At 55.8% G+C, this 20,822-nt stretch carries 19 protein-coding genes; 11 read left to right on the plus strand and 8 right to left on the minus strand.

All coding sequences use genetic code 11. From position 1 onward, the window contains the following. Positions 1 to 220 precede the first annotated feature (220 nt). Positions 221 to 571: a 2Fe-2S iron-sulfur cluster-binding protein gene (locus H6F46_RS02395; protein WP_190353413.1), complete on the minus strand. Its 351-nt coding sequence runs from the start codon at positions 569 to 571 to the stop codon at positions 221 to 223. Between the two features lie 470 nt (positions 572 to 1,041). Between H6F46_RS02395 and H6F46_RS02400 the strand changes: the two genes are divergently transcribed. After that, complete coding sequence (locus tag H6F46_RS02400) at positions 1,042 to 2,259, plus strand: ABC transporter permease (RefSeq protein WP_190353414.1); 1,218 nt, start codon at positions 1,042 to 1,044, stop codon at positions 2,257 to 2,259. A gap of 14 nt (positions 2,260 to 2,273) precedes the next feature. After that, positions 2,274 to 3,395, plus strand: coding sequence for a glycosyltransferase family A protein (locus H6F46_RS02405; RefSeq protein WP_190353415.1), 1,122 nt, complete (start codon positions 2,274 to 2,276; stop codon positions 3,393 to 3,395). A 346-nt stretch (positions 3,396 to 3,741) separates the two neighbouring features. On the opposite strand, the gene H6F46_RS02410 is transcribed toward H6F46_RS02405, so the two are convergent. Next, positions 3,742 to 4,062 carry a hypothetical protein gene (locus H6F46_RS02410; protein WP_206753568.1) on the minus strand — a complete coding sequence of 107 codons (321 nt, stop codon included), beginning with the start codon at positions 4,060 to 4,062 and terminating at the stop codon, positions 3,742 to 3,744. Between H6F46_RS02410 and H6F46_RS02415 the strand changes: the two genes are divergently transcribed. The 5 genes from H6F46_RS02415 to H6F46_RS02435 all read left to right on the plus strand — a co-directional run bounded on the left by H6F46_RS02415 (position 4,055) and on the right by H6F46_RS02435 (position 11,442). Further along, positions 4,055 to 5,101 carry a Calx-beta domain-containing protein gene (locus H6F46_RS02415; RefSeq protein ID WP_206753569.1) on the plus strand — a complete coding sequence of 349 codons (1,047 nt, stop codon included), beginning with the start codon at positions 4,055 to 4,057 and terminating at the stop codon, positions 5,099 to 5,101. The two genes, H6F46_RS02410 and H6F46_RS02415, sit on opposite strands and share 8 nt — an antisense overlap. A 575-nt stretch (positions 5,102 to 5,676) precedes the next feature. Next, on the plus strand, positions 5,677 to 8,001 hold the full coding sequence (locus H6F46_RS02420) for a Calx-beta domain-containing protein (RefSeq protein WP_190353418.1): 2,325 nt from the start codon (positions 5,677 to 5,679) through the stop codon (positions 7,999 to 8,001). Positions 8,002 to 8,045: 44 nt separating this feature from the next. Beyond that, positions 8,046 to 9,302, plus strand: coding sequence for a hypothetical protein (locus H6F46_RS02425; protein ID WP_190353419.1), 1,257 nt, complete (start codon positions 8,046 to 8,048; stop codon positions 9,300 to 9,302). Between the two features lie 78 nt (positions 9,303 to 9,380). Next, entirely contained in the window at positions 9,381 to 10,892 is a 1,512-nt protein-coding gene (locus H6F46_RS02430) for a cobyric acid synthase (protein WP_190353420.1), read from the plus strand. A gap of 4 nt (positions 10,893 to 10,896) precedes the next feature. Further along, a complete protein-coding gene (locus H6F46_RS02435; RefSeq protein WP_190353421.1) occupies positions 10,897 to 11,442 on the plus strand; it encodes a hypothetical protein in 546 nt (181 codons plus the stop codon). Positions 11,443 to 11,489: 47 nt separating this feature from the next. Here the strand turns inward: H6F46_RS02435 and H6F46_RS02440 are convergent, their stop codons facing one another. Continuing rightward, positions 11,490 to 12,392: a metal ABC transporter permease gene (locus tag H6F46_RS02440; protein ID WP_190353662.1), complete on the minus strand. Its 903-nt coding sequence runs from the start codon at positions 12,390 to 12,392 to the stop codon at positions 11,490 to 11,492. A 63-nt stretch (positions 12,393 to 12,455) separates the two neighbouring features. Next, on the minus strand, positions 12,456 to 13,205 hold the full coding sequence (locus tag H6F46_RS02445; protein ID WP_190353422.1) for a metal ABC transporter ATP-binding protein: 750 nt from the start codon (positions 13,203 to 13,205) through the stop codon (positions 12,456 to 12,458). A gap of 462 nt (positions 13,206 to 13,667) precedes the next feature. On the opposite strand from H6F46_RS02445, the gene ilvN reads away from it, so the two are divergent. Beyond that, the gene (gene ilvN / locus H6F46_RS02450; RefSeq protein ID WP_099533066.1) at positions 13,668 to 14,186 is read left to right on the plus strand and encodes an acetolactate synthase small subunit; all 519 of its coding nucleotides are present in this window, start codon (positions 13,668 to 13,670) and stop codon (positions 14,184 to 14,186) included. A 174-nt stretch (positions 14,187 to 14,360) separates the two neighbouring features. Beyond that, positions 14,361 to 15,668, plus strand: a complete 1,308-nt coding sequence (locus H6F46_RS02455; RefSeq protein WP_190353663.1) for a dihydrolipoamide acetyltransferase family protein — start codon at positions 14,361 to 14,363, stop codon at positions 15,666 to 15,668. A gap of 656 nt (positions 15,669 to 16,324) precedes the next feature. Here the strand turns inward: H6F46_RS02455 and H6F46_RS02460 are convergent. The 4 genes from H6F46_RS02460 to H6F46_RS02475 all read right to left on the minus strand — a co-directional run bounded on the left by H6F46_RS02460 (position 16,325) and on the right by H6F46_RS02475 (position 18,339). Further along, positions 16,325 to 16,699: a hypothetical protein gene (locus H6F46_RS02460; protein WP_190353423.1), complete on the minus strand. Its 375-nt coding sequence runs from the start codon at positions 16,697 to 16,699 to the stop codon at positions 16,325 to 16,327. Then, positions 16,696 to 16,995 carry a hypothetical protein gene (locus H6F46_RS02465; RefSeq protein ID WP_190353424.1) on the minus strand — a complete coding sequence of 100 codons (300 nt, stop codon included), beginning with the start codon at positions 16,993 to 16,995 and terminating at the stop codon, positions 16,696 to 16,698. Before H6F46_RS02465 ends, H6F46_RS02460 begins: the two co-directional genes overlap by 4 nt. A 38-nt stretch (positions 16,996 to 17,033) precedes the next feature. Continuing rightward, positions 17,034 to 17,561, minus strand: a complete 528-nt coding sequence (locus H6F46_RS02470) for a hypothetical protein (RefSeq protein WP_190353425.1) — start codon at positions 17,559 to 17,561, stop codon at positions 17,034 to 17,036. 130 nt (positions 17,562 to 17,691) lie between these two features. Further along, entirely contained in the window at positions 17,692 to 18,339 is a 648-nt protein-coding gene (locus H6F46_RS02475; RefSeq protein WP_190353426.1) for a hypothetical protein, read from the minus strand. Between the two features lie 219 nt (positions 18,340 to 18,558). Here H6F46_RS02475 and H6F46_RS02480 point away from each other — a divergent pair, with 219 nt between their 5' ends. Beyond that, positions 18,559 to 19,074: a hypothetical protein gene (locus tag H6F46_RS02480; protein ID WP_190353427.1), complete on the plus strand. Its 516-nt coding sequence runs from the start codon at positions 18,559 to 18,561 to the stop codon at positions 19,072 to 19,074. Between the two features lie 14 nt (positions 19,075 to 19,088). Beyond that, on the plus strand, positions 19,089 to 20,765 hold the full coding sequence (locus H6F46_RS02485; RefSeq protein ID WP_190353428.1) for a hypothetical protein: 1,677 nt from the start codon (positions 19,089 to 19,091) through the stop codon (positions 20,763 to 20,765). Positions 20,766 to 20,822 lie beyond the last annotated feature (57 nt).

A 20,822-nucleotide genomic window follows, 5' to 3' on the forward strand; every position in this document is an offset into this window, starting at 1 on the left:
CAAAGAAACGCGCACTACAAGATCAGCGATCGCGCTGAGCGTTTTTGGAATCAGATACCGCAAGGGGCTACCTTTGCTGATGCCTTTCCAACTCACCCTCTGGGCGCTCTCGCCAACACAACCAAGATTGGAAGCACTGCCTCAGCAACCGATATTCTGGGCGTTTTCGAGAAAATAAGAAACCTTGAAGAACGAGTGCAGGAACGTTCTGCGGAGCCAGCTAACGACTAGAGAGACTGGTATTACGGTTATTGCTAGGTATTGTAAAGATTGCTCCCTCTAACTGTTTTGTCAGTTTCACTTGGCAACCAAGACGAGATGTCGCAGTTACTTTAGGAGCCAAGTCAAGCATGTCATTTTCTTCGTCCGAGATTTCTCCTGTCATGGGATAGTGAATTTTGTCTACTATGACATGACAAGTTGAGCAAGCAAGTGAACCTTCGCAAGCACATTCCAAATCGTTAAGTTCACTAGGATAGGATTGTTTTAATTGCAGGAGTGACTCCCCCTCTTCTCCACTAAGTAGAAAAGTCTCTCCACTGGGCAGCACAAATTTAATGTTGACACTCATTTCTTGCCTCCTTGTTTGGATATTAATTTATAAGAGTAAGATCTTTGTCAAAAGAAGCTAGCTACTAAATCATCAGGCAAGTTGCCGCCTAACTATGTATTAGATCGCATGTACAGGATAACTCTCTTCAGCAGAGTGTTGTCAAGGATGCGCAGTCTAACTCCGACACTGCGGACGTTATCCTGTCACTGCGGGATATGACCTCATTTACGGGACTTTGATCGCAACTCGTAGGGCGTGGGTCAACGTTGCGGAGTCAGTCGTGGTGATCAGGAGATTAATACCTTCGCTGCCTACCGATCGCCTAACAGCAACCATCATTTGACCTGACCGATCGAACTAAAACAGCCGCGCTACTAGGCTCAGTGATCGCCGCAGGGTTTTGGGAGTTCGCTAGGATTAACTCTGAAAGCAAAGTCCAAAGCAAATTCCAGTCCCCTCGTTGATCGCCCGGACGATCGCCCTTACCGATGAACCTCTGGGAAAGCCTCAAAATGGCGATCGCCACCTTGGCCGCCAACAAATTGCGCAGCAGCCTCACCATGCTGGGGATTGTGATTGGTAATGCTTCGGTGATTGCCACGATCGGGGTGGGCGAGGGGGCCCAACGGTTTGTGACCGCCGAGGTGCAATCCTTGGGCCCCAATACATTGTTTATTCGCCCCGGCAGCCCGGAGGCCGATCGTCGGCCCCTTTGGCCCCCACAAACCCTGGTGTTGGAAGATGCGGAGGCCATTTCTACGGAAGTGCCCACCGTGGTGGCCGTGGCTCCGGAGCTGACCGGGAACGAGGTGGTGAGCTACCGGGGCCGCAACGCCAGCGTCACCGTCATTGGCACCACGCCGGACTATACCGAAGTGCGAGATTTCCAGGTTGATCGGGGCCGGTTCATCACCAAGCTCGATGGCCAACGGGTGCAGCGGGTGGTGGTACTGGGGTCTGAGGTGGCGCGGCAATTGTTCAACGGCCAAGACCCGATCGGGCAGTCTGTGCGCGTTCGCAACCTGCGGGCAGAGGTGATTGGGGTGATGCAGCCCAAGGGATCCAGCTTCGGTATGGATATGGACATGACTGTATTTCTGCCACTGCGCACCATGGCGAACCAGTTGGTGGGTCGTCGATCGCCCTATGGAACCAGTGTTAGTTATATTTCCCTGTCGGCGCGGGATGAAACGGTGATGCGAGCCGCCCAATTCCAGATTGAAAACCTGCTGCGCCGACGACACAAAATTGTGGGCGAGGATGATTTCACCGTTCGTAACCAGCAGGACTTGCAAAACACCCTAGGGGCGATCACCGGCACGTTGCAGGTGATGTTGGTGGCGATCGCCAGTATTTCCCTGCTGGTGGGCGGCATTGGCATCACAAACATCATGCTGGTGTCGGTGGCGGAACGCACCCAAGAAATTGGGCTGCGCAAGGCGATCGGGGCTTCCCAACGGGATATTTTGATGCAGTTTGTGATTGAAGCGACGATTTTGGCCAGTTTGGGCGGGGCGATCGGGACGGCCGTTGGCGTGGGCGGCTTGGCCTTGGTGAGCGTGGTCACGGACTTGGAAGCGGCCCCCTCCAGCACCGCGATCGGGGTGGCTGTGGGTGTCTCGGGCGGGATTGGTCTCTTTTTTGGCGTAATTCCAGCCCAACAGGCGGCCAAGCTGGATCCGATCGTGGCCCTTCGCAGCGCTTAGGTAGCCCCTAGATCATGGCCACGGAAGCCACCAAACCCGAAACCAGCAGCACCGAAACCAGCAGCACCGAAACCAGCAGCACCGAGGACAGCCACCGGCCGCAAGTGTCGATCGTGCTGCCGGTGTTCAATGGGGCAGACACCCTGGCGGATACGGTGGCCTCGATTTTTGCCCAAACGGAACCCGATTGGGAACTGTTGATTATTGACGACGGCAGCCACGATCGCTCCCGGGCCTTGGCTGAGTCGATGGCGGCCGCCGATGGCCGAATTCGGGTTTATGCCTTTGCCAACGGGGGACAGGCGATCGCTCGGAATCGTGGGATCGATCGGGCGCGGGGGAACTGGATTGGGTTCATTGATGCGGACGATCGCTGGCATCCCGACAAGTTGCGGGCCCAACTGGCGGCCCTGGCGGCCAACCCCGCCGCCGGTTGGGTTTACAGTTGGACTCAACTCACCGATGATTCGGGCCGGGCGATCGGGCAGCCGGTTACCAGCCCCTTCAGCGGTTGGATCTACGGGCCCCTGTTGGTCACGGATTTTGTTTCCAGCGGGTCTAATGTGCTGGTGAGTCGATCGGCCTTGAACCAAGTGGGCGGTTTTCAGCCAGACTTGGTTCCCTCAGAAGATTGGGATTTGTGGCTGCGATTGGCTTGGCAGTTTCCAGCGGCCCAAGTGCCCGAATGCCATGTGTTCTATCGCCAACGGCCCACCTCCTCATCGGAAAACGTGTGGCGACAGGAGCGCGTCAGCCGGCAAATTTTGCAAACGGCGATCGCCCGATCGCCCAACCAGCTCACCCCCCATCGGGCGATCATTTGGGGTAACCGCTACAAATATTTGCTCTTTAAGGCGTTGGACGGCCCTGCCCAACCGCGCCGCGCCAAAACCGCCGCCCGCTTTGCCTGGCAAGTGTTGCAGTGCCATCGTGGGGTCTTGAAGCAATGGCCCTTGGTGGCGCAAATCTTGCTCAAGATGGGGCTGATGGGGCTACCGGGGGCGATCGGGCAAAGGGCGATCGAGCAACTAGGGCTACAGCGCATCCAGGATCGAATCTTGGCCCTGACCCTCGTGCCCCGCTTTCAGGAGCCAATTCATTGCCAGCTCGATCAGCTCGATCGCCCCAAAGGCTGATCGCTCCTTGGCGTTTGTCTATCCGGCTATCAATACCCCTTCCGTAAGTCAAAGCAACCGATTTGACACACCGTGGGTAAAAAATTTGACCCAAAGATTGCTCAAGGCTGCTGCGAGGCTCCAACTTTGCGCCAAAGCCACCATTGATTCAATTATTTTCAATCGAGGCCAGGGGTCTGATCTAATTGCAAGGTTCCAAGATTAACCCAAGCTACTGATTGAATTCAATTGAATCAATTGCACTTTTCTATAAGTTATCAATGATTTTTGCATAATCAAAACTCATTGGAATATAGACTTCTTTTATTGGAAATAATTTTCATGAGTTCGATTTAATACCTGATCTTTACAAAAGAAAACTATCTATCAGATCCGGTTCTTGCTTTGAATTCCTGAAGAAAAAATTATATTCCCTAAAAATCAGCCACGACTGACGGAGTTTTCCCATGAACTTTAGCGAGTTTGGTGTGGCAAATTTTGCTTGTCGAGAATCAAATCCTGGGGCGCAAACGTTTGAAATCAGCCGCTCCTCGAACCCAAGTTTCCCAAAATTCAGCTTCTGGCACTTGGCATCCAACAATTTCCCAGTCAACCAGGTTTCTAGAAGCGAAAACCCTGTTTCCAAAACGGTTTCAGCAGCGGCTTCAACAGCAGATTTCTTGCTCAATGCGGCAGCGAGCAATTTAGTCGTCAATTCTGCAATTCTGGCCACCACGCCTGTCTCCCCATCCAACGGTGAATTAATCCCCCCGATCGCCCCAGGAACCCGGGAACGCCGCAGCGCCAATGATGGTTTTTATCGTGTGGAGCTAACCACTGGAAGCGCCGATTTGGTTCTTGGGGGCATTGGACGGGACTGGATTCAAGGCTGGGGTGGTGATGACGAATTACACGGCTTGGATGGGGACGATCGCCTGCTGGGCAACCAAGGCCGCGATCAGCTATGGGGCGATGATGGCCATGATTGGATCCAAGGGGGACAAGGGGCAGATAGCCTGTGGGGCGGCAGCGGCAACGATCAGTTACTGGGGGATTTGGGAGACGATTGGCTCGCGGGCGAATTGGGTCTTGATACGATGACTGGCGGCTTGGGGGCCGATCGCTTTTTGATTGGGATGGCGATGGATGGGGGCACGATCGACCAAGCGGATTTGATTTTGGATTTCCGAACCAGCGAGGCAGATCAGTTGGTGCTGCCCAGCGGTCAACGGTTTGAAAATTTGGACTTCATCGCCGGAACGGGAAACAACAGTGGCGATACGATCGTGCGCGATCGGGCGACGGGCCGAAACTGGGTGATCCTGAAGGGAATCAGCCCCAGCAGCTTCAACGCTAGCAATGTGGTGTCCCAAGACAGCTTGGCTCCAACCCCGGCCGTGATTCGGTTCAGCAAGGGTAATTTTCTGGGCGTTGAGCTGGACGGCAAGGCGACCATTACCCTAGAGCGATCGGTGAACACGGCAACGGACGTGAGCGTGAGCTTCAGCACCAGCGGCGGCACGGCCACCCCCAACCAAGACTTCGCCCCCATCACCGGCTCGATCGCCTTTGGGGCCGACGAAACCCGCAAAACAATCACCATCCCATTAACAGACGATCGGCGCACGGAACCCAACGAAACCGTGATGCTGCTGCTGTCCAATCCCGTTGGAGCTGAGCTGGATTTGGCAACCGCTACCCTCACCATCAGTGATCATGGTCTTTGAGCAGCGTTGAAGTGGGCCGAGTGGTTGCCCATCGTCAATTTCGCATTTGAATCCAGAACGATCGGGCATGTCGATCGGCGTGCCCCTGCTCCATTAAGGTTGGTCAAAAATTGATTGATCAGAAAATTGATTGATCAGAAATGGGTCAACGATGCCTCAAAAACATCTCGAAAAAGCGATAGAATCTCAACCCATTTTTGTTATTGATCGATGAAATTAATGATGAAATTTGCAAGTAGTCATCTTAGTTTTCTAGACATTCTTGATAAATTCTCTTTGGAATCATTTTTGCAGTTCCTTTGATTTCCAAAAGGCTCACCTAGTTTGGCTTCGGAGCGCAATTCCGGTTTCTCAGGAAAACTTTTGAAAAGAAACGTTAGGGTCTGTCATCAAATCCTCGCAATCTTGATCCTGTCCTGATCCGAGGGCAGGAGGCCAAAAACTGGAGCCTTAGTGAAAAACCGGTTTCAGCGGTCAGGGCCCACGGTCGATCGCACCGGCATCAGGGATTCAGTGAATGCGATGACAGCTCCTACCCTTCCCTGCGAGTCAGTTTTGCTAGACGGAGCCGATCTATGGATTTCACCGGTTTTGAGGTGGCGAGTTTTGCCTATCGTGAAGCGGATTATTTAGCCCGAAATCCCGATGTGAGCCTTGCGGTGAGCGGTAATTTGCTGCGATCGGGCTTTGCACATTTTTCACAGCATGGTTTCAGCGAAGGCCGCAGCCCCAGCGGTGATTATGAAATTTTGCAAGCGGTGTTGCCGCTTTACAACGAAGCAAACTATTTAGCCCAAAATCCCGATGTGCAAGGGGCAATCGGGCGGGGTCAACTCACTTCGGGTCTGGAACATTTTGCGCGATCGGGATTTCGGGAACGGCGCGAACCGGGCGGCGGGTTCAACCGCTTCAACTTTGGCAGCGAGTCCGCCGATTCGCTCACGGGGGGCGCTGGTCGCGATTTGCTGTTGGGTTGGAGTGGTGATGATCAAATCCAGGGGCTAGCGGGCGATGACCAATTGGCTGGCAACCGTGGCCGCGATTTGATTTTTGGCAATGAGGGCAACGATCGACTGCGCGGCGGCAAGGAAGCCGATACCCTCTGGGGCGGTGCGGGTGATGATCAACTGCTGGGCGACCTGGGTGATGATCTGCTGTCGGGGGATTTGGGAGCCGACACCCTGGCCGGTGGCGCTGGGGCTGATCTGTTTTTGATCAGTGCGGTGGCGGGTGGCAGCTCGATCGCCTCGGCCGATGTAATTTTGGATTTTTTGCAGGAAGGAGCCGATCGGCTGGTCGTGCCCAGCGGTCAACGGTTTGAAGATTTGGACTTCACGGCCGGCATTGGTGTTAACAGCGGTGACACGATCGTCCGCGATCGGGCAACGGGCCGCTATCTGGCCGTTCTCAAGGGCATCAACCCCAATAGCTTCAGCGCCAGCAACGTGATCTCCCAAGAAAGCCTGAATGCCAACACCGCGATCCTGCGCTTCCTGGGCAGCGGCTTTGTGGGCAACGAGCAAGATCGCAGCGCCGTGATTACCATTGAGCGCTCCGGCAACCTGCAAACCGCCGCCCAGGTCACCTTCAGCACCGGCAGCGGCACGGCCACCCCCAACCAAGACTTCACCCCCGTAAACAGCGCGATCGCCTTTGCTCCCGGCGAAACCCGCAAAACCATCTCAATTCCCCTAACAGACGATCGCCTCACGGAAACCGATGAAACCGTGGCCCTGCTGTTGTCGAATCCCGTGGGGGCCCAGCTCGATCGAGCCACCGCCACCCTCATCATCCGCGACGGCAGCGGCGGCAGCAGCAGCACGAACCCCACCGGCCCCACCGTTTCCCTGGATGGCAACAGCTACAGCATCAACGAAACCGGCGGCTCCCTCGCCATCCCCGTGCGACGGACTGGCGACCTGTCCCAACCCCTGTCGGTGACCTACGCCACCAGCAACGGAACCGCCCTGGCTGGTCTCGACTACAGCGCCATCAACGGCCAGCTCACCTTCGCCGCCGGCCAGAGCGTCGCCAACCTCACGATCCCGATCCTGAACGACAGCCTGGCCGAGCCAACGGAAACTTTCCAACTCAACCTCAGCAATCCCACGGGCGGACAACTGGGCAGCATCAACGCCGCCACCATCAGCATCATCGACAGCGCCGCCAGCGGCCCCAGCGCGACCACCACGCCCACCAGCGGCCCGGTGCAATCCTCCGTGGCCAGCGCCGTTGCCTTCAGCCCCAGTGATTCGGAAGCCGCGATCGCCGCTAAAAATGGCCCCAAAATCACCCTCGGCAACACCAACATCTATATCGGCTATCAACAGGTGTCGGCCCTCAATCAAGATCCGATCTTGGTCAGCTTCACCAACGGCGTGCGCAATTGGGTACGCACCGACTACGAAACCACGGTCGATGATGGAACAGGCACGGGCTTGGCTTGGGATGGCTCCAATCTCTATGCCGTCTTCACCTCCACCGGCAACCAACCGGGGAATAACCTCAGTCGCTTCACGGGCAGTGGCTGGCTCACGGGCTACACAGACGGCAGCCCCAGCGGCGGCGGCGGCGGCAAAGTGGGAATTTTGGCCAAGGTTGACCCCACCACAGGCAACATCCAAAACGCCACTTACCTGACGGCCCGCAATGACAAGGGAACCGCCACCCTCGGTGACGACACCACCAACTCCCTGTTTGTGCGGGGCCTCAGTTTCACGGGCGGCAATGTGCTGGTGCAAGCGGATTCGGCCTATGCGCCGCGTCGTCCCGACAAAACAGCCATGACCCAAAGTGTTGGCAATGGTGCGCTGCCCGCCAGCACGGGCTACAACTACGAAGTGGTACTCTCAGCCAATTTGGGATCTGCCCTGTCCACGCGGGCCAAAGATTTCATTTGAGGCCTAGGATGCCAGGGCCCGCTCACGATCGTCTGGAGTTCTTGATGGCATCTACTGATTTTGAGGGAGGAAGCTTGGCCAATTCGGCAACGGCTGTTCTGGGCCAAGGCATTGAGCCACGTTGGACGATGGGTTCCAGTTGGGTTGCATCCTACTTTCCGCCCACCCATGCTCATAATTCCGGAGGCGGCTTCAGCACCCATCACGCGATCAAGACCCAAAATTCTGAGATCAAAAACTCTGAGATCAAAAACATTGATCACGTTTCCGAATTTCTCAGTACAAAGCAGCTTCTTTCTGGAGTTGATTTGCCTGAACATTCTTCGGTTGATGCTGGAGTGAATGATCAGGTTAATTTGGGTCAGATCGGTTTGGGTCAGATCAGTGATGATTTTTGGTTGAATTCCTGGGGACAAAATCGCAACCTGAGGCGCGGTGGAACGGGTGGCGATTTCAATCAGGATTTGGATCATTTTGGTCGTCTTGGTCGTCGATCGGGAACCGATGCCCCCGATCGCCCGCTGGATCCCCTGACCGGAGCACCTCAGGAGGAGGCCGCCGCGATCGCCCCAGACCTGCCCCGATCGGTCAATGTGCCTCGCAACGGTGTGCAATCTTCGGTGAAAAACGCCGTTACCTTCGGGATCAACGACTCGGAAGCCGCGATCGCCGCGAAAAACGGCCCCAAAGTCACGATCGGCACCACCACCGTCTACATCGGCTATCGCCAAGTGACCTCCGCCAACAAGGATCCGATCCTGGTGAGCTTTAATAACGGGGTCAGACGATGGGTGCGCACGGACTACGAAACCACCAACGATGACGGCACGGGCACGGGCTTGGCTTGGGATGGTTCCAACCTCTACGCCGTCTTTACCTCCACGGGCACTCAGCCGGGCAATGGCTACAGCCGATTCACGGGCAGTGGTTGGCTGCGCGGCTACACGGATGGCAGTCCCGGCGGAGGCGGTGGCAGCCGGGTCAGCATTCTGGCCAAGGTTGACCTGGCCACGGGCAACATCCAAAACGCCACCTACCTGACGGCTCGCAACGATCGGCGCACGGTCAGTGTTGCGGACGATCGAACCAATTCCTTAACGGTCAAGGGGTTGCGGTTCTCGGGTGGGACTGTGATTGTTCAGGCCGATTCCACCTATGCCCCTCGCCGGCCCGACAAAACCTCCATGACCCAACGGGTGGGCGGTGGCGCGTTGTCGGCCAACAGCAGCTACAACTACGAGGTGGTGTTGGCGGGCAATTTGGGATCTGCCCTTTCAACCAAGGCGAAGGATTTTGTTTAATCGCCAATCCAGCGCTAGAGTGCTGAGGGGCAAGGGTTTTGACCTTTTCCCTCAGCATTTCGACCCGAATCAGAACCCATGAAGTCGATCGCAGTTTTAGGAACCTCCTCCAACGCGGGCAAAAGTTGGGTAACCACGGCCCTCTGCGCTTGGTTGCGGCGGCAAGGTCTGCGGGTTGCGCCGTTCAAGGCCCAAAACATGTCTAATAATTCCTTCGTGACCCTGGAAGGGGGCGAAATTGGGCGGGCCCAGGCGGCCCAGGCGGAGGCTTGCGGGTTGCGGCCCGTGGCGGAGATGAATCCCATTTTGCTGAAGCCTTCGGGCAATAGCCGATCGCAGTTGGTGCTGTTGGGCCAGGCCGGGGAACATATTGCGGCGGCGGACTATTACCAACATATCGATCGCCTGTGGGAGGTGGTGGCGCAAACCCTGGCGGACTGGCGCGATCGCTGTGATGTGTTGGTGCTGGAGGGGGCGGGCAGCCCGGTGGAATTGAACTTGATGCACCGGGATTTGGTGAATTTGCGCCCGATCGAGCATCTCCAAGGGCGCTGGCTGTTGGTGGGCGACATTGAACGAGGCGGCATTTTCGCCCAAGCGGTGGGAACCTACCAACTGATGCCCCGATCGGCTCAGGCTCTGGGATTGGGCTTAGTGGTGAATAAGTTTCGGGGCGATTTGCGGCTATTTGCCGATGCCGATCGCTATTTTCAGCAGCATTTGCCCCACTTGCCCTACTTGGGAACCTTGCCCTACGCGGCGGAGTTGCAACCGGAAAGCGAAGATAGCCTCTGTCGATCGGCCGAAGAGGCCCCCATGGAATGCGATCACCCTGTGATTGCCTGGGTTCGGTTTCCGTTTTTGTCCAATTCCCAAGACAGCCAACCTTGGTCGATCGATCAAGGGGTGGCGGTGCGCTGGGTGACCCGGCCGGCCGAGTTGGCCACCGCCCGGGCGATCGTGTTGCCGGGCAGCAAAAACACCCTGCGGGATTTGGCTTGGCTCCAGGAAACGGGCCTGGCAGCGGCCATTCAACGGGCTGCCGCCCAGGGTGTGCCGGTGGTGGGCATTTGTGGGGGCTATCAAATGTTGGGCCGATCGCTGGTCGATCGCACGGGCATTGCGGGGGCTGCGGGCGAGATGACGGGGTTGGGGCTGCTGCCGGTGGAAACGGATTATTTTCCACAAAAAACCGTGCGCCAAGTGACAGCCCATTGGCCCAGCCAGGCCGGTGCAACCTCACAGCACGACATTCCGCAGCTCGATCGCTGGCAAGCCTATGAAATTCACATGGGCCAAACCCGCCCGATCGCCCCTTGCGATCCATTGTTGACCCTGGAGCCGATCGGGCAACCACCGGAACCGGAAGGGGCCCGATCGGCCCAAGGCTGCGTTTGGGGAACCTATGTCCATGGTCTGTTTGAGTCGGCGGCGGTGCGCCAAACCCTGACCCGCTTGGCCGGCATCACCACCCATCGCCCCAACCCCCAATCCTGGCAACAACATCGGCAACAGTTGTACGATCGAATGGCCGACCTTTTGGAAACATCCTTAACCCTGGATCGGCTGTGCGACTACCTGGAGGTTTGAGCCAATGGTGTTCGATCGACTGATGGTTTCTCAGTGGCAACTCGCGATCACCACCGTGATCACCAGGGGTGTAGGGGCGATCGGGCTGTTGGCCCTTGTGACCTTGGGCACGCCTACCGCCCAGGCCCAAAGTCCCGGTCTGTTGGACTGTATGCGCCGCGCGGGAAATGATCCCTATGCCTTGGCCCGTTGCCGCAACCCCAACGCCCAGGCTCCCAACCTCGAAGAACCGATTACGCCCTCGCCCGGCAGCGGCAACTCCAGCGGGCCGCCGCCCAGCCAACCCAATTCCGCCAGCGGCCCCAGCAGCAACCCCAATCGTGGCAGTGGCTCCGCCGCCACCAGCACCGGTGTTCCGGCCAGTCGCTACAACTCCGCCAATCGATCGAGGATCACGATCGACTGTATGAGTGCCTACAGCGACCAACCCAGCGCCCTCCTAACTGAATGTGGTGCTTGGGCCCCCAGACGCAACACCCCCACTCCTTCCGCAACGCCCCAATTCCCCACCTCTCCCAACCAAGGGCCACCCGCGCAAACCATTCGCTAGTTGAGATTCACTGAAACTCACTGAGATTCGCTGGCTCAGATTGGCTGTTAGTCCAGGTCTGCGGTCGGTTTGGGATCTGCCGATTCCGCAACCTTGCCCGATCGCGGACGGGTCGCCTTGGGGCGGGGACGGGTCAAAATTCCCTGGCTCGGGCTAAACAACAGGGCCATCAAAAACAACCCAAAAATCACCAGGGCGATCGCCGCGCCCGAGGGCAAATCCCAATAGAAACTGCTGTACATGCCCCCGATCGCGGCCAACACCCCTAAGCCAGCACCCACTAACATCATCATGTGCAGCTCTTTGACCAACAAATAGGCTGTGATGGCCGGGCCCACCAGCATTGCGATCGCCATAATCACCCCCACCACCTTCAAGCTCGTCACGATCGCTAAGGTCACTCCGGCCATCAGGCTGTAGTGAATCCAAGTGGTGGGTAATCCGGCCGCTTCGGCTCCCAAGGGGTCAAAGGTATAAAACAGTAATTCTTTATAGTGCAGCTTAATTAAAACTAATAAAATCACCGCCACAATTACCCCATGGAGCAAGTCTCCTTGGGTGACATTCAAAATATCGCCAAAGAGAAATCCTTCCAAATCGAGCTGCGTTTTGAGCAGTGAAATCAGGGCAATTCCTAAGCCAAAAAAGGTGGAGAAGGTTAGGGTCATGGCCGCATCAACCCGCACCCGCGATTGCTGTCGAATCCAGGCAATGACGAAGGTGCTGCACATGCCGGAAATGAACGCCCCGATCGATAAATCAATGCGCAGCGCGTCGGCGATCGCCAAACCGGGCATCACCGCATGGGCAATCACATCACCCAGCAGAGACATCCGCAGCACAATGAGATAACTGCCCACCACGGGACAAATTACGCCCACGATCATCCCGATCGCGATCGCATTGCGCACAAACTCATACTGCAAAGGATCAAGCAACCAGTCCAAAATTAGCCCTCAGCATTCGGGTGAATCAAATTTAGACCTCCAATCAGGATAGTCTCACGGGATTTGCTAACAGGCTAAAACCGATTCAAAGGGACTGTGGCGATCGGTCGTTTGCATATTTTCGCCATAGGCTCGCCGGATATTATCCAGGGTCATCACGGCCTGGGGCCGATCGTTCGCCAGGAGCGATCGATTCAGCAACAGCAGTCGATCGTATCGTTCCAGAGAGCTGCCCCACTCGTGAGAGCAAACTAACACCAAATGGCCTTGGGCGCGGAGTTCGGCAAACAGATTCAACAACACCAGTTCCGTTTGCTTGTCCACACCGGTAAAAGGTTCATCCAACAGAAAAAATTCTGCCTTTTGGGCCAGGGCCCGAGCCAAAAAAACCCGTTGCTGTTGCCCGCCGGAAAGGGAGCCGATCGGGCGATCGCGCAAATCCCAAATATTCACTTGCTCCATGGCCGATCGAGCTGCGGCCCGGGCTGCTGGGCCGGGCGATCGCCACCAACCCGCCGCCTTGGCAAAGGCCATCATCACCACCCGTTGCACCGTAATTGGATAGTCCCAGTCGATTTGTGACCGTTGGGGCACGTAGGCCACGCGATGGCGCAGTCGCCGCAAGGACACACCCCGAAAGGTAATCATGCCCGATTCGATCGGCACAAGGCCCAGCAGGGCCTTGATCAGGGTGCTTTTGCCCGCGCCGTTGGGGCCAATCAGCCCCACCAATTCACCGGGCGCGAGGTCAAGCGAAACATCGTCCAGAACCGAGAGTCCGCGATAGCGAACACACAGCGATCGAACTTGCAGCATGGAGGCGATGGGTTCCAACCTAGGAAGGCCAACAAAACCGCCAGCCACCACCGCGCCTCAACAGCGCCGCACAATGGTGGTGGCTCACGGAAATGTCGAAGATTAGTTTGAGAATGGTTCTCAAAAAAATTCTAACACCCCCCTGAGTCCCCGTCGCCCCCGGAATTGCCAAGCTCGATCGATCCCTGGGCGATCGCTTGGCCCTGCTGAATTGTCGTCGAATTGCTGCTGAATTACCGCTGATTAGCCCCGATCGCGCCTTCTGCCGTCCCTGGGTTGGTTACCTGAGTTGGGCAATCGGAAGACCGCCAAATCGCCTAAACTGAAAGGCTGTCGCAAGATTTGGAATGCGATTGGGAATTGGGATCAGCATTGGGTGCGATTCACCTTAATTGGGTGTGATTCACCTTTGGGATGCACCCGATCGATCGCCCGCTCTGGCCATCAGCCTTTCACCGAACCATGAAACACACCCTTTCTGTACTTGTCGAGGACGAAGCCGGCGTTTTGACGCGCATCGCGGGTCTTTTTGCCCGCCGGGGATATAACATCGAAAGCCTGGCCGTCGGCCCTGCCGAGCAAGGGGGCGTATCGCGAATCACGATGATCGTGTCCGGCGATGACCGGATCATTGAGCAAATCGTTAAACAGCTCTACAAACTGATCAACGTGATCAAAGTCCAAGACATCACCGAAGTGCCCTGTGTGGAACGGGAGTTGATGTTGGTGAAGGTGAATGCGCCGAGCAGTGCCCGATCGGAAATTATTGAACTGGCGCAAATTTTTCGGGCGCGGGTGGTGGATGTGTCTGACGACTCCCTCACGATCGAGGTGGTGGGCGACCCGGGCAAGATGGTAGCCATTCTGCAATTGCTGGAAAAATTTGGCGTTCGCGAGCTGGCCCGCACCGGCAAAATTGCCCTCACCCGTGAATCGGGCGTGAACACGGAATATCTGAAATCTGCTGACCTCCGCAACTAGGGCGCTTCCGGGGCCACCGACCGGTGAGCACCCGGCGTGACACGATCGATCCCTGACTCCGACGGCTCGATCGCCAACCAACGCCACCACCGTCCCCAACAGACGGTAAAATCTGACTTTGGCGAATTGCAGCCCAACCATTCAAGTCCTAGCGTTCCCCGGTACGATCGGCCCATGATTCACGAAGTCTTCATGCCTGCCCTTAGCTCCACGATGACCGAAGGCAAAATCGTCTCGTGGGAAAAAGCGCCGGGCGACAAAGTAGCCAAAGGCGAAACGATCCTCATCGTCGAGTCCGACAAGGCAGACATGGACGTGGAATCCTTTAACGAGGGCTACATGGCCGCGATCGTTGTTGATGCCGGTGGTTCCGCCCCTGTGGGTTCCACGATCGCCCTGATTGCCGAAACCGAAGCGGAAATTGAAGCCGCCAAGGCCCAAGCGGCCGGCCTGTCCGGTGGCGCAGCCAGCGCTGCCCCGGCCGCCGCTTCGGCCCCAGCCGCCACACCCGTTGCCACCCCGGTGGCCGTGGCCGCTGTCCCCAGCAATGGAGCCAGCGCCCCCGCAGCCAGCCCCAGCGGCCGCACGATCGCCTCGCCCCGTGCCAAGAAACTGGCCAAAGAACTGAAAGTTGACCTGAGTGGCCTGACCGGTTCGGGCCCCAACGGTCGGATCGTGGCTGAAGACGTGGAACGGGCCGCCGGTCGCACCCCGGCCGCTGCCCCTGCCCCGATCGCCGCACCCGTGGCCGTGCCCGCCGCTGCTCCCGCTCCGGCGGCCGCTGCTGCTGCACCCTTGCCACCCATGCCCGGTCAAGCCGTGGCCATGACCACCCTGCAAAAGGCCGTGGTCAACAACATGATGGTCAGCCTGAGCGTTCCCACCTTCCGCGTGGGCTACTCAATCACCACCGACAAGCTGGACGCACTTTACAAACAAGTGAAGTCCAAGGGCGTGACCATGACCGCCCTGCTGGCCAAGGCCGTGGCCCTCAGCCTGCGCAAGCACCCGGTGGTGAACGCGGCCTATGCCCCTGACGCGATCGCTTACCGCAGCGACATCAACATCGCCGTGGCCGTGGCCATGCCCGATGGTGGCCTGATCACCCCCGTGCTGAAGAATGCCGATCAGGTGGATCTCTATTCCCTGTCGCGCAACTGGCAAGACCTGGTGACCCGCGCCCGCAGCAAGCAGTTGCAGCCGGATGAGTACACCACCGGCACTTTCACCCTGTCGAACTTGGGCATGTTCGGAGTCGATCGCTTTGATGCAATTTTGCCGCCGGGCCAAGGGGCGATCTTGGCGGTGGGCGCATCCAAGCCGACTGTGGTGGCCACCGATGACGGTTTGTTGGGCGTGAAGCGGGTGATGCAAGTGAACCTGACCGCTGATCACCGGATCATCTACGGTGCAGATTCGGCAGGCTTCCTGCGCGACTTGGCCGCCCTAATCGAAGGCGATGTGCAATCCCTGACGCTGTAGGTTTTCCTTAGCGCATTTTTCCGGCTGGCTCCAATTTTTCGTTGAGCATCATTAGCGCGATCGACTGTTTAGGTCGATCGCGTTCTTGTTGGAGGCTAAATTTCGATCGCTTGCAGTTCTCCGGTAGGTTGGGTTGAGCTTTGCGAAACCCAACTCAATCACCACGAACCTTACTGTTGTTGGGTTTCGTGCCTCAACCCAACCTACAAAATGACCGTTGATCAGTCCATTTTGGGAAAGGGGTTAAGGATCAGAGCTTCTAACTGATTCGTGAAAGAAGTCTACTGACCTAGTGCTCCGCTTCAAGCTTGCTAGTGCGGCAAACAGGGAGTCTGACCATTTGAAAATCAGCTCGATGGCCAATGATCTTAAATGGATCTTATTTTTACAGTTCTAAATACTGTTGCAAGCAATCTAAAAGTCTCGCAACGCAAGCGTTTCAGCGATGGCTCAGGCGGGATTTGAACCTGCGACCTTGGGCTTATGAGTCCGCAACCTGTTTGATCGGAAACCCGCGCGGTGTAAGGGTTTCAGCAGAACCGAAGGGATCCCGTGATCTTAAATTGCGATTAATTGCCCGGTGCATCTACCGGGTTAGACGATCGCTCGATCGCCCAAGCGATCGTCTAAGCATCCCCCCAAAGTCCCCTGTCCCCCTAACCCCCCAATCCCAAAAACGCCCTCAGCAGGTCAGCGGGCCCCATCAGGTCGATCGCCAGAGCGATCGCCAAGTCGATCGCCACCAATCCCCAAATCGCCCCCCACAGTCCCCCCGGTAGTCGTGTGAGCCACAGGGACAGGTTTTTTAGGTGGGCCAGTTGCTTGGCGGGGTGTGCTTGCGCCTCAATCAGGCTCAATCGCGACTCGATCGTCGCCAACTGGCTCCGGCTGATGCTGTTCTGCTCCACTCCGGCGCGAAGTGTTTCCAGTAGCCCCACCACTGACTCACCAGCTCCAAAGATTTTGATTTCGAGTTCCCCTACCCGTCTCGTTAGATCGCCTAACTGGATTTCCACGCGATCTCGGTTCATCTCAAAGCTTGGAAAAATTCCAAGTCGGATGGGTCTACTAAGCGCCCAAAGTCGTTAGCAATATGGAACTCGATATCGTCACAAACTGTATCGATGTACTGGTCAACGTCATACTCTTGATCGTTTAAACAATCGAGCAAGTCGTCAACAGGAGTCGTCCCCGCGACAACCTTATCGATCAGGCGATGCCGCTCAAAAAGTCGCTCCATTTCGTTTAACTCATCCGATTGGTTGTAGTCGGAGTCATCACGAAAAGTCGTTAGAAACGGATGTGTCGGATCGATAAAGTCGTACATACGAGGATTTTTCAAATTAACCAAAATCAGCCAGTGAGTTAATCACCCCGGTTGCGTTCAGGCGTAATCGAAACACTATTGACCGCAAAAGTTGTGATGGATTTCAGGGCCGACTTGATCGACTGCCCAACAACAAACTCGCGATCAGTTCCGTTTTTCTGCCCGAAGGGCATAGAAAGGCGCTCCCCTTCATACTTTCGATAGCGCTGTCCCGTGAACTTCGAGGTTTCCGTAGAAACGGTTTTCGTGGCGTTGCGGAACCAAACTACCCGAGCTGGGGTAAATCCACTCAGCTCACCCGCATTAGATGAGGCCGCCTTCACTTCCGTAGCCGCTGCCACTTCCGGGACTGCGTTGATGGTCAGCCAAGACGCATTGCCGTTGACTCGAGCAAATGTCGAGGAAGGCAATGCAAATCCGAATGGGGTGATTTCAAGCGGAATCACTGCGGGGCGGGCCTTGTAAGTCGGGAGTGCGGTCGAGACCGGCCGGGCCAAATAAGCCTGGTAATTGGTGAGGGCCTCGTTTAGCCGCGCCCCACGCCGGATATCGGAAAAACGGGACATGCTCGATACCTACGATTGTTGGGTCTACTGATAACTCGACCGTAGCACCCTCAAATCGCCAGTTAACCCCCCTGGAACGTTTAAACGTTCCAGGAAATTCCCGCGAAAAGCTCGTTAGCTCTCCTTCCCCTCATGGCTCAACCAAGGCTCTGCTAAACCGCCCTGACAGGTCGTAGAGACAAACCGGTAATGGATCGCCCCAAACGTGGGCGATCGCATACCGAAACTCAACGGAGGCGTTGGGCCGCTGCCGTGGGAGCCGGCGAGTCTTGCCTAGCACCACTGCTGTCCTTTCCGCTTCAGGGAACGCGCTACTTGAGTCCTCGTTTTCTTTCCAACTGGCAAGCTCCCAATTAGGCGTTTCTCCTATCAAGCTAAGGACTTCTGACACCAAGTCTCGCCCGTCACTGCGATTTTTTACTAATACCTGAAACTTGTGCCCCTTTTCCTTGTCGTAGTAAATAAAGTAATTCTTTCCTTTCGCCCAACGCTTGGGCGTAGTTCCTCCAAATTTAGACTTAATTAATTGTCCCAAGGAGCGCAACTCACTCTCGGAAATCGTGTCAAATTCTTCAGTCCTAAGACGCACAGAAATCTCGCCGGTTACAGGCGACATTCTTTCCCCATTGAAAACTTCACGCTCTGCCCACGGTTGCTCAAAATAGAGCATTACCTGAGGCTTAAATCTAACCCTTGCTTGATACTCTTGAATCGGAATTCCATACACTTTTGACCCAAAGCGTTGTTCCCCTGAAACTACCAGCCAGAACAGGAACATTCTCAGGATTGTCTGATTAATCGAGTCCTGTTCCTGGTGCAAGCAACCCAGCTTTAGGCTCGCCCTTGGGGCTTGAAGATTGGTTTCGTCGTCAACGTCCCGAAACCAGTCGTTAACCTCCCGGTTCGCAAATCGCCTCACGAGATCTTGCAGGTGCTCCGTAGAGGAAAAATTTAGCGGAAGTGCCATAATTAAAGAAATCTGTACAGAATCGCGTCTGTGAATTATCTTAAGGCTGATATCACCAATACAGCCAACTGGAATAACGTCTGGGGAACCACCCTAGAAGCTAACCGAGTCATGCCCGGAGCTTTTGAGCCAATCCCTGATGTGGTCTTGCCTGTGACCCTCAGCAGTCCCCTGGTAATTGTTGGTTGCTTTTGCCCACCGGAGGCGATCAAACCCACCTGGAGCCATGCCGGAACAATCCAGGCCGCCTGCAATTTGAACCTCTTTGGAGGGCTGGCGCTCAGTCGATCAATTTTCGCGACCTATTCCGCACTGATTAATCGCTCCCGCCTGGTTTCAATTCCCAGAGTTGTCAGCAATTACCAACTCTTTTTTCGCCCCGCAAAGTGGATTCCTAAGATTGAAATTGGAATTTTCGAGTATGTAGGAGAAAGTAGCGACGAAATTATCAACGAACTCAGAGTAATTCAGAACCTTGAAGCGCTGCAAAACACCGCAATTCAGGACATTCAGCTCACACAGTCCGAAATTCTCGCAAAGCTCTAAAAACAGCCCAAAGCATGACCGTCTCAATCATCGGCGCAAACGTCTTAACCGAGCAATGGCGCGTTGTTGCCGCCACCAAAACCAAAACAATCTTGGTGCAATCCAAGAGCGACGATAACTCAATTGGTTGTCAATTTAACCTGCGTTTACGCTATGGAGTCGAAGGTGTCGAAACTCCGATTTACTCGCAAGAAACGACCACATTTCTGGAGCCTAATCAAGCGCGTCTCATTGATTTCCGTGAACTCGTACCGGGCGATTTTCAGGATTCTTATCCTGTTGGTGCGTGGCAAATTGAAGCGCAAATTGCCTACAACTTCGCGCCGATTTTAGTCAGGTATTACGAAGTCGATCTTCGCGACGCGGATAAGGCGTTTTACCAGGGGCAATTGAACTCAAAAGCCGACTCAGATCATGAGCACGTGCCAAGCGACATCGCCAACCTGGAGACCCTGCTGCTGGCCAAGTTAAACGCCCCAACCACCCCGCCCACCCCAGGCCAGATCCTCCGGGCCACCGGGCCCGACACATGGACGTGGCAAACGGTGGCCAGCGGCGACGGCGGCGGCGTGGTCTTGCCCGCTGAAATAGTGACGACGGTTAACGGCGAAAGCGGGGACGTGATCCTTGAGCCGCCACCGCTGGCCACCGCCACCCAGTCCGGCTTGATCAGTGCCCAACTCTTTGCCCTGCTCACGGGGCAAAACGCCACCAACGGGCAGGTATTGCAGTTCACTGGCGGAACCCCCACTTGGGGCAACTTAACCGTTTCCGCAACCCCGGTTCAGTGGCAAAAACTGACTGCCAACGCCACCCTCGAAACGGATAAGCACTACTTTTTAAAAGGCGGCTCAGAATTCACCTTACCCGCCACAGTTTCCGGGTCAATTGAAGTCAGCAACCAAACCACCACAACCGTCACGGTCATCGCCGCCGGAACAGCCCGAATCAACGGAATCGGAACCGACAACTCAACCGCAATCAGTCAACAGGAACGGGTCAGAATCAAACCTGGAAAGAGTGCCAAACTGATTGCCGATAGTGGCAATTGGGAAAGCCAAGATTGCGATAATTTGTTTTTGCGTTTTACCTATAACGGAAACCCACTAACTCCGAATCTTGAAAACCCTGAGGGAGCGGGAGACTTGTTTGAGTTTCTGGGAATCCAAGCGGCTAAAGGTACTAGCAATCGTTGGGTGAATCCTGCGGGGACAAGTTGGCTACAGGCTGTGCAAAGTAGTGGGCCTGTAGGGTCTAGTGGCAACGTATTAGTTCTTTCTAACCGAAACGCTCCCAGCGGAGCCGGTTCTGAAGTCTGTCACACGGCTGATGCGCCCAATAGCTTTTTCGCTTGGCAATTACCCGCAGGTTATCAATTTGAGCCAACCGGAGTCTTATTTCTTTTGCGAGGCGACTTCGCCGGGGCTGTGCCCCGGAATTTTGATTTTAGAGTCAGCAACGGAACGTCTTTGAGTGCCTTGTCACAGGTGACAACCTGGGCAATAGCTCAGTCCTTTGTTAATCAAAATCAAATAACAAACACCGCTTCTACTTGGTGGCATGTTTCCGGCAATCCTATGGCCAGGGGCCGACAGCTCGCTTTTTTGCAAACAGCAGCAAATTCAGGAGGATCTGGACTCTTAGTAGCTCAAGAATTTTGCTGGTTTGGCAATCTCTATACGCCCTTATAGTCCCTTTATCTGATTTCGTTCGTCTTGGTTATCGCTTCTCACTTTTCTTTTTGAGGA

Origin of the sequence: Limnothrix sp. FACHB-1083 (assembly GCF_014696485.1) — a bacterium.
GTDB lineage: Bacteria > Cyanobacteriota > Cyanobacteriia > CACIAM-69d > CACIAM-69d > CACIAM-69d.

What these genes read in the sequence shown, in the direction of transcription:
- H6F46_RS02395 (WP_190353413.1), bottom strand. Translation starts at nt 571, where the DNA reads ATGAGTGTCAACATTAAATTTGTGCTGCCCAGTGGAGAGACTTTTCTA.
- H6F46_RS02400 (WP_190353414.1), top strand. Translation starts at nt 1,042, where the DNA reads ATGAACCTCTGGGAAAGCCTCAAAATGGCGATCGCCACCTTGGCCGCC.
- H6F46_RS02405 (WP_190353415.1), top strand. Translation starts at nt 2,274, where the DNA reads ATGGCCACGGAAGCCACCAAACCCGAAACCAGCAGCACCGAAACCAGC.
- H6F46_RS02420 (WP_190353418.1), top strand. Translation starts at nt 5,677, where the DNA reads ATGGATTTCACCGGTTTTGAGGTGGCGAGTTTTGCCTATCGTGAAGCG.
- H6F46_RS02425 (WP_190353419.1), top strand. Translation starts at nt 8,046, where the DNA reads ATGGCATCTACTGATTTTGAGGGAGGAAGCTTGGCCAATTCGGCAACG.
- H6F46_RS02430 (WP_190353420.1), top strand. Translation starts at nt 9,381, where the DNA reads ATGAAGTCGATCGCAGTTTTAGGAACCTCCTCCAACGCGGGCAAAAGT.
- H6F46_RS02435 (WP_190353421.1), top strand. Translation starts at nt 10,897, where the DNA reads ATGGTGTTCGATCGACTGATGGTTTCTCAGTGGCAACTCGCGATCACC.
- H6F46_RS02445 (WP_190353422.1), bottom strand. Translation starts at nt 13,205, where the DNA reads ATGCTGCAAGTTCGATCGCTGTGTGTTCGCTATCGCGGACTCTCGGTT.
- ilvN (WP_099533066.1), top strand. Translation starts at nt 13,668, where the DNA reads ATGAAACACACCCTTTCTGTACTTGTCGAGGACGAAGCCGGCGTTTTG.
- H6F46_RS02455 (WP_190353663.1), top strand. Translation starts at nt 14,361, where the DNA reads ATGATTCACGAAGTCTTCATGCCTGCCCTTAGCTCCACGATGACCGAA.
- H6F46_RS02460 (WP_190353423.1), bottom strand. Translation starts at nt 16,699, where the DNA reads ATGAACCGAGATCGCGTGGAAATCCAGTTAGGCGATCTAACGAGACGG.
- H6F46_RS02465 (WP_190353424.1), bottom strand. Translation starts at nt 16,995, where the DNA reads ATGTACGACTTTATCGATCCGACACATCCGTTTCTAACGACTTTTCGT.
- H6F46_RS02470 (WP_190353425.1), bottom strand. Translation starts at nt 17,561, where the DNA reads ATGTCCCGTTTTTCCGATATCCGGCGTGGGGCGCGGCTAAACGAGGCC.
- H6F46_RS02475 (WP_190353426.1), bottom strand. Translation starts at nt 18,339, where the DNA reads ATGTTCCTGTTCTGGCTGGTAGTTTCAGGGGAACAACGCTTTGGGTCA.
- H6F46_RS02485 (WP_190353428.1), top strand. Translation starts at nt 19,089, where the DNA reads ATGACCGTCTCAATCATCGGCGCAAACGTCTTAACCGAGCAATGGCGC.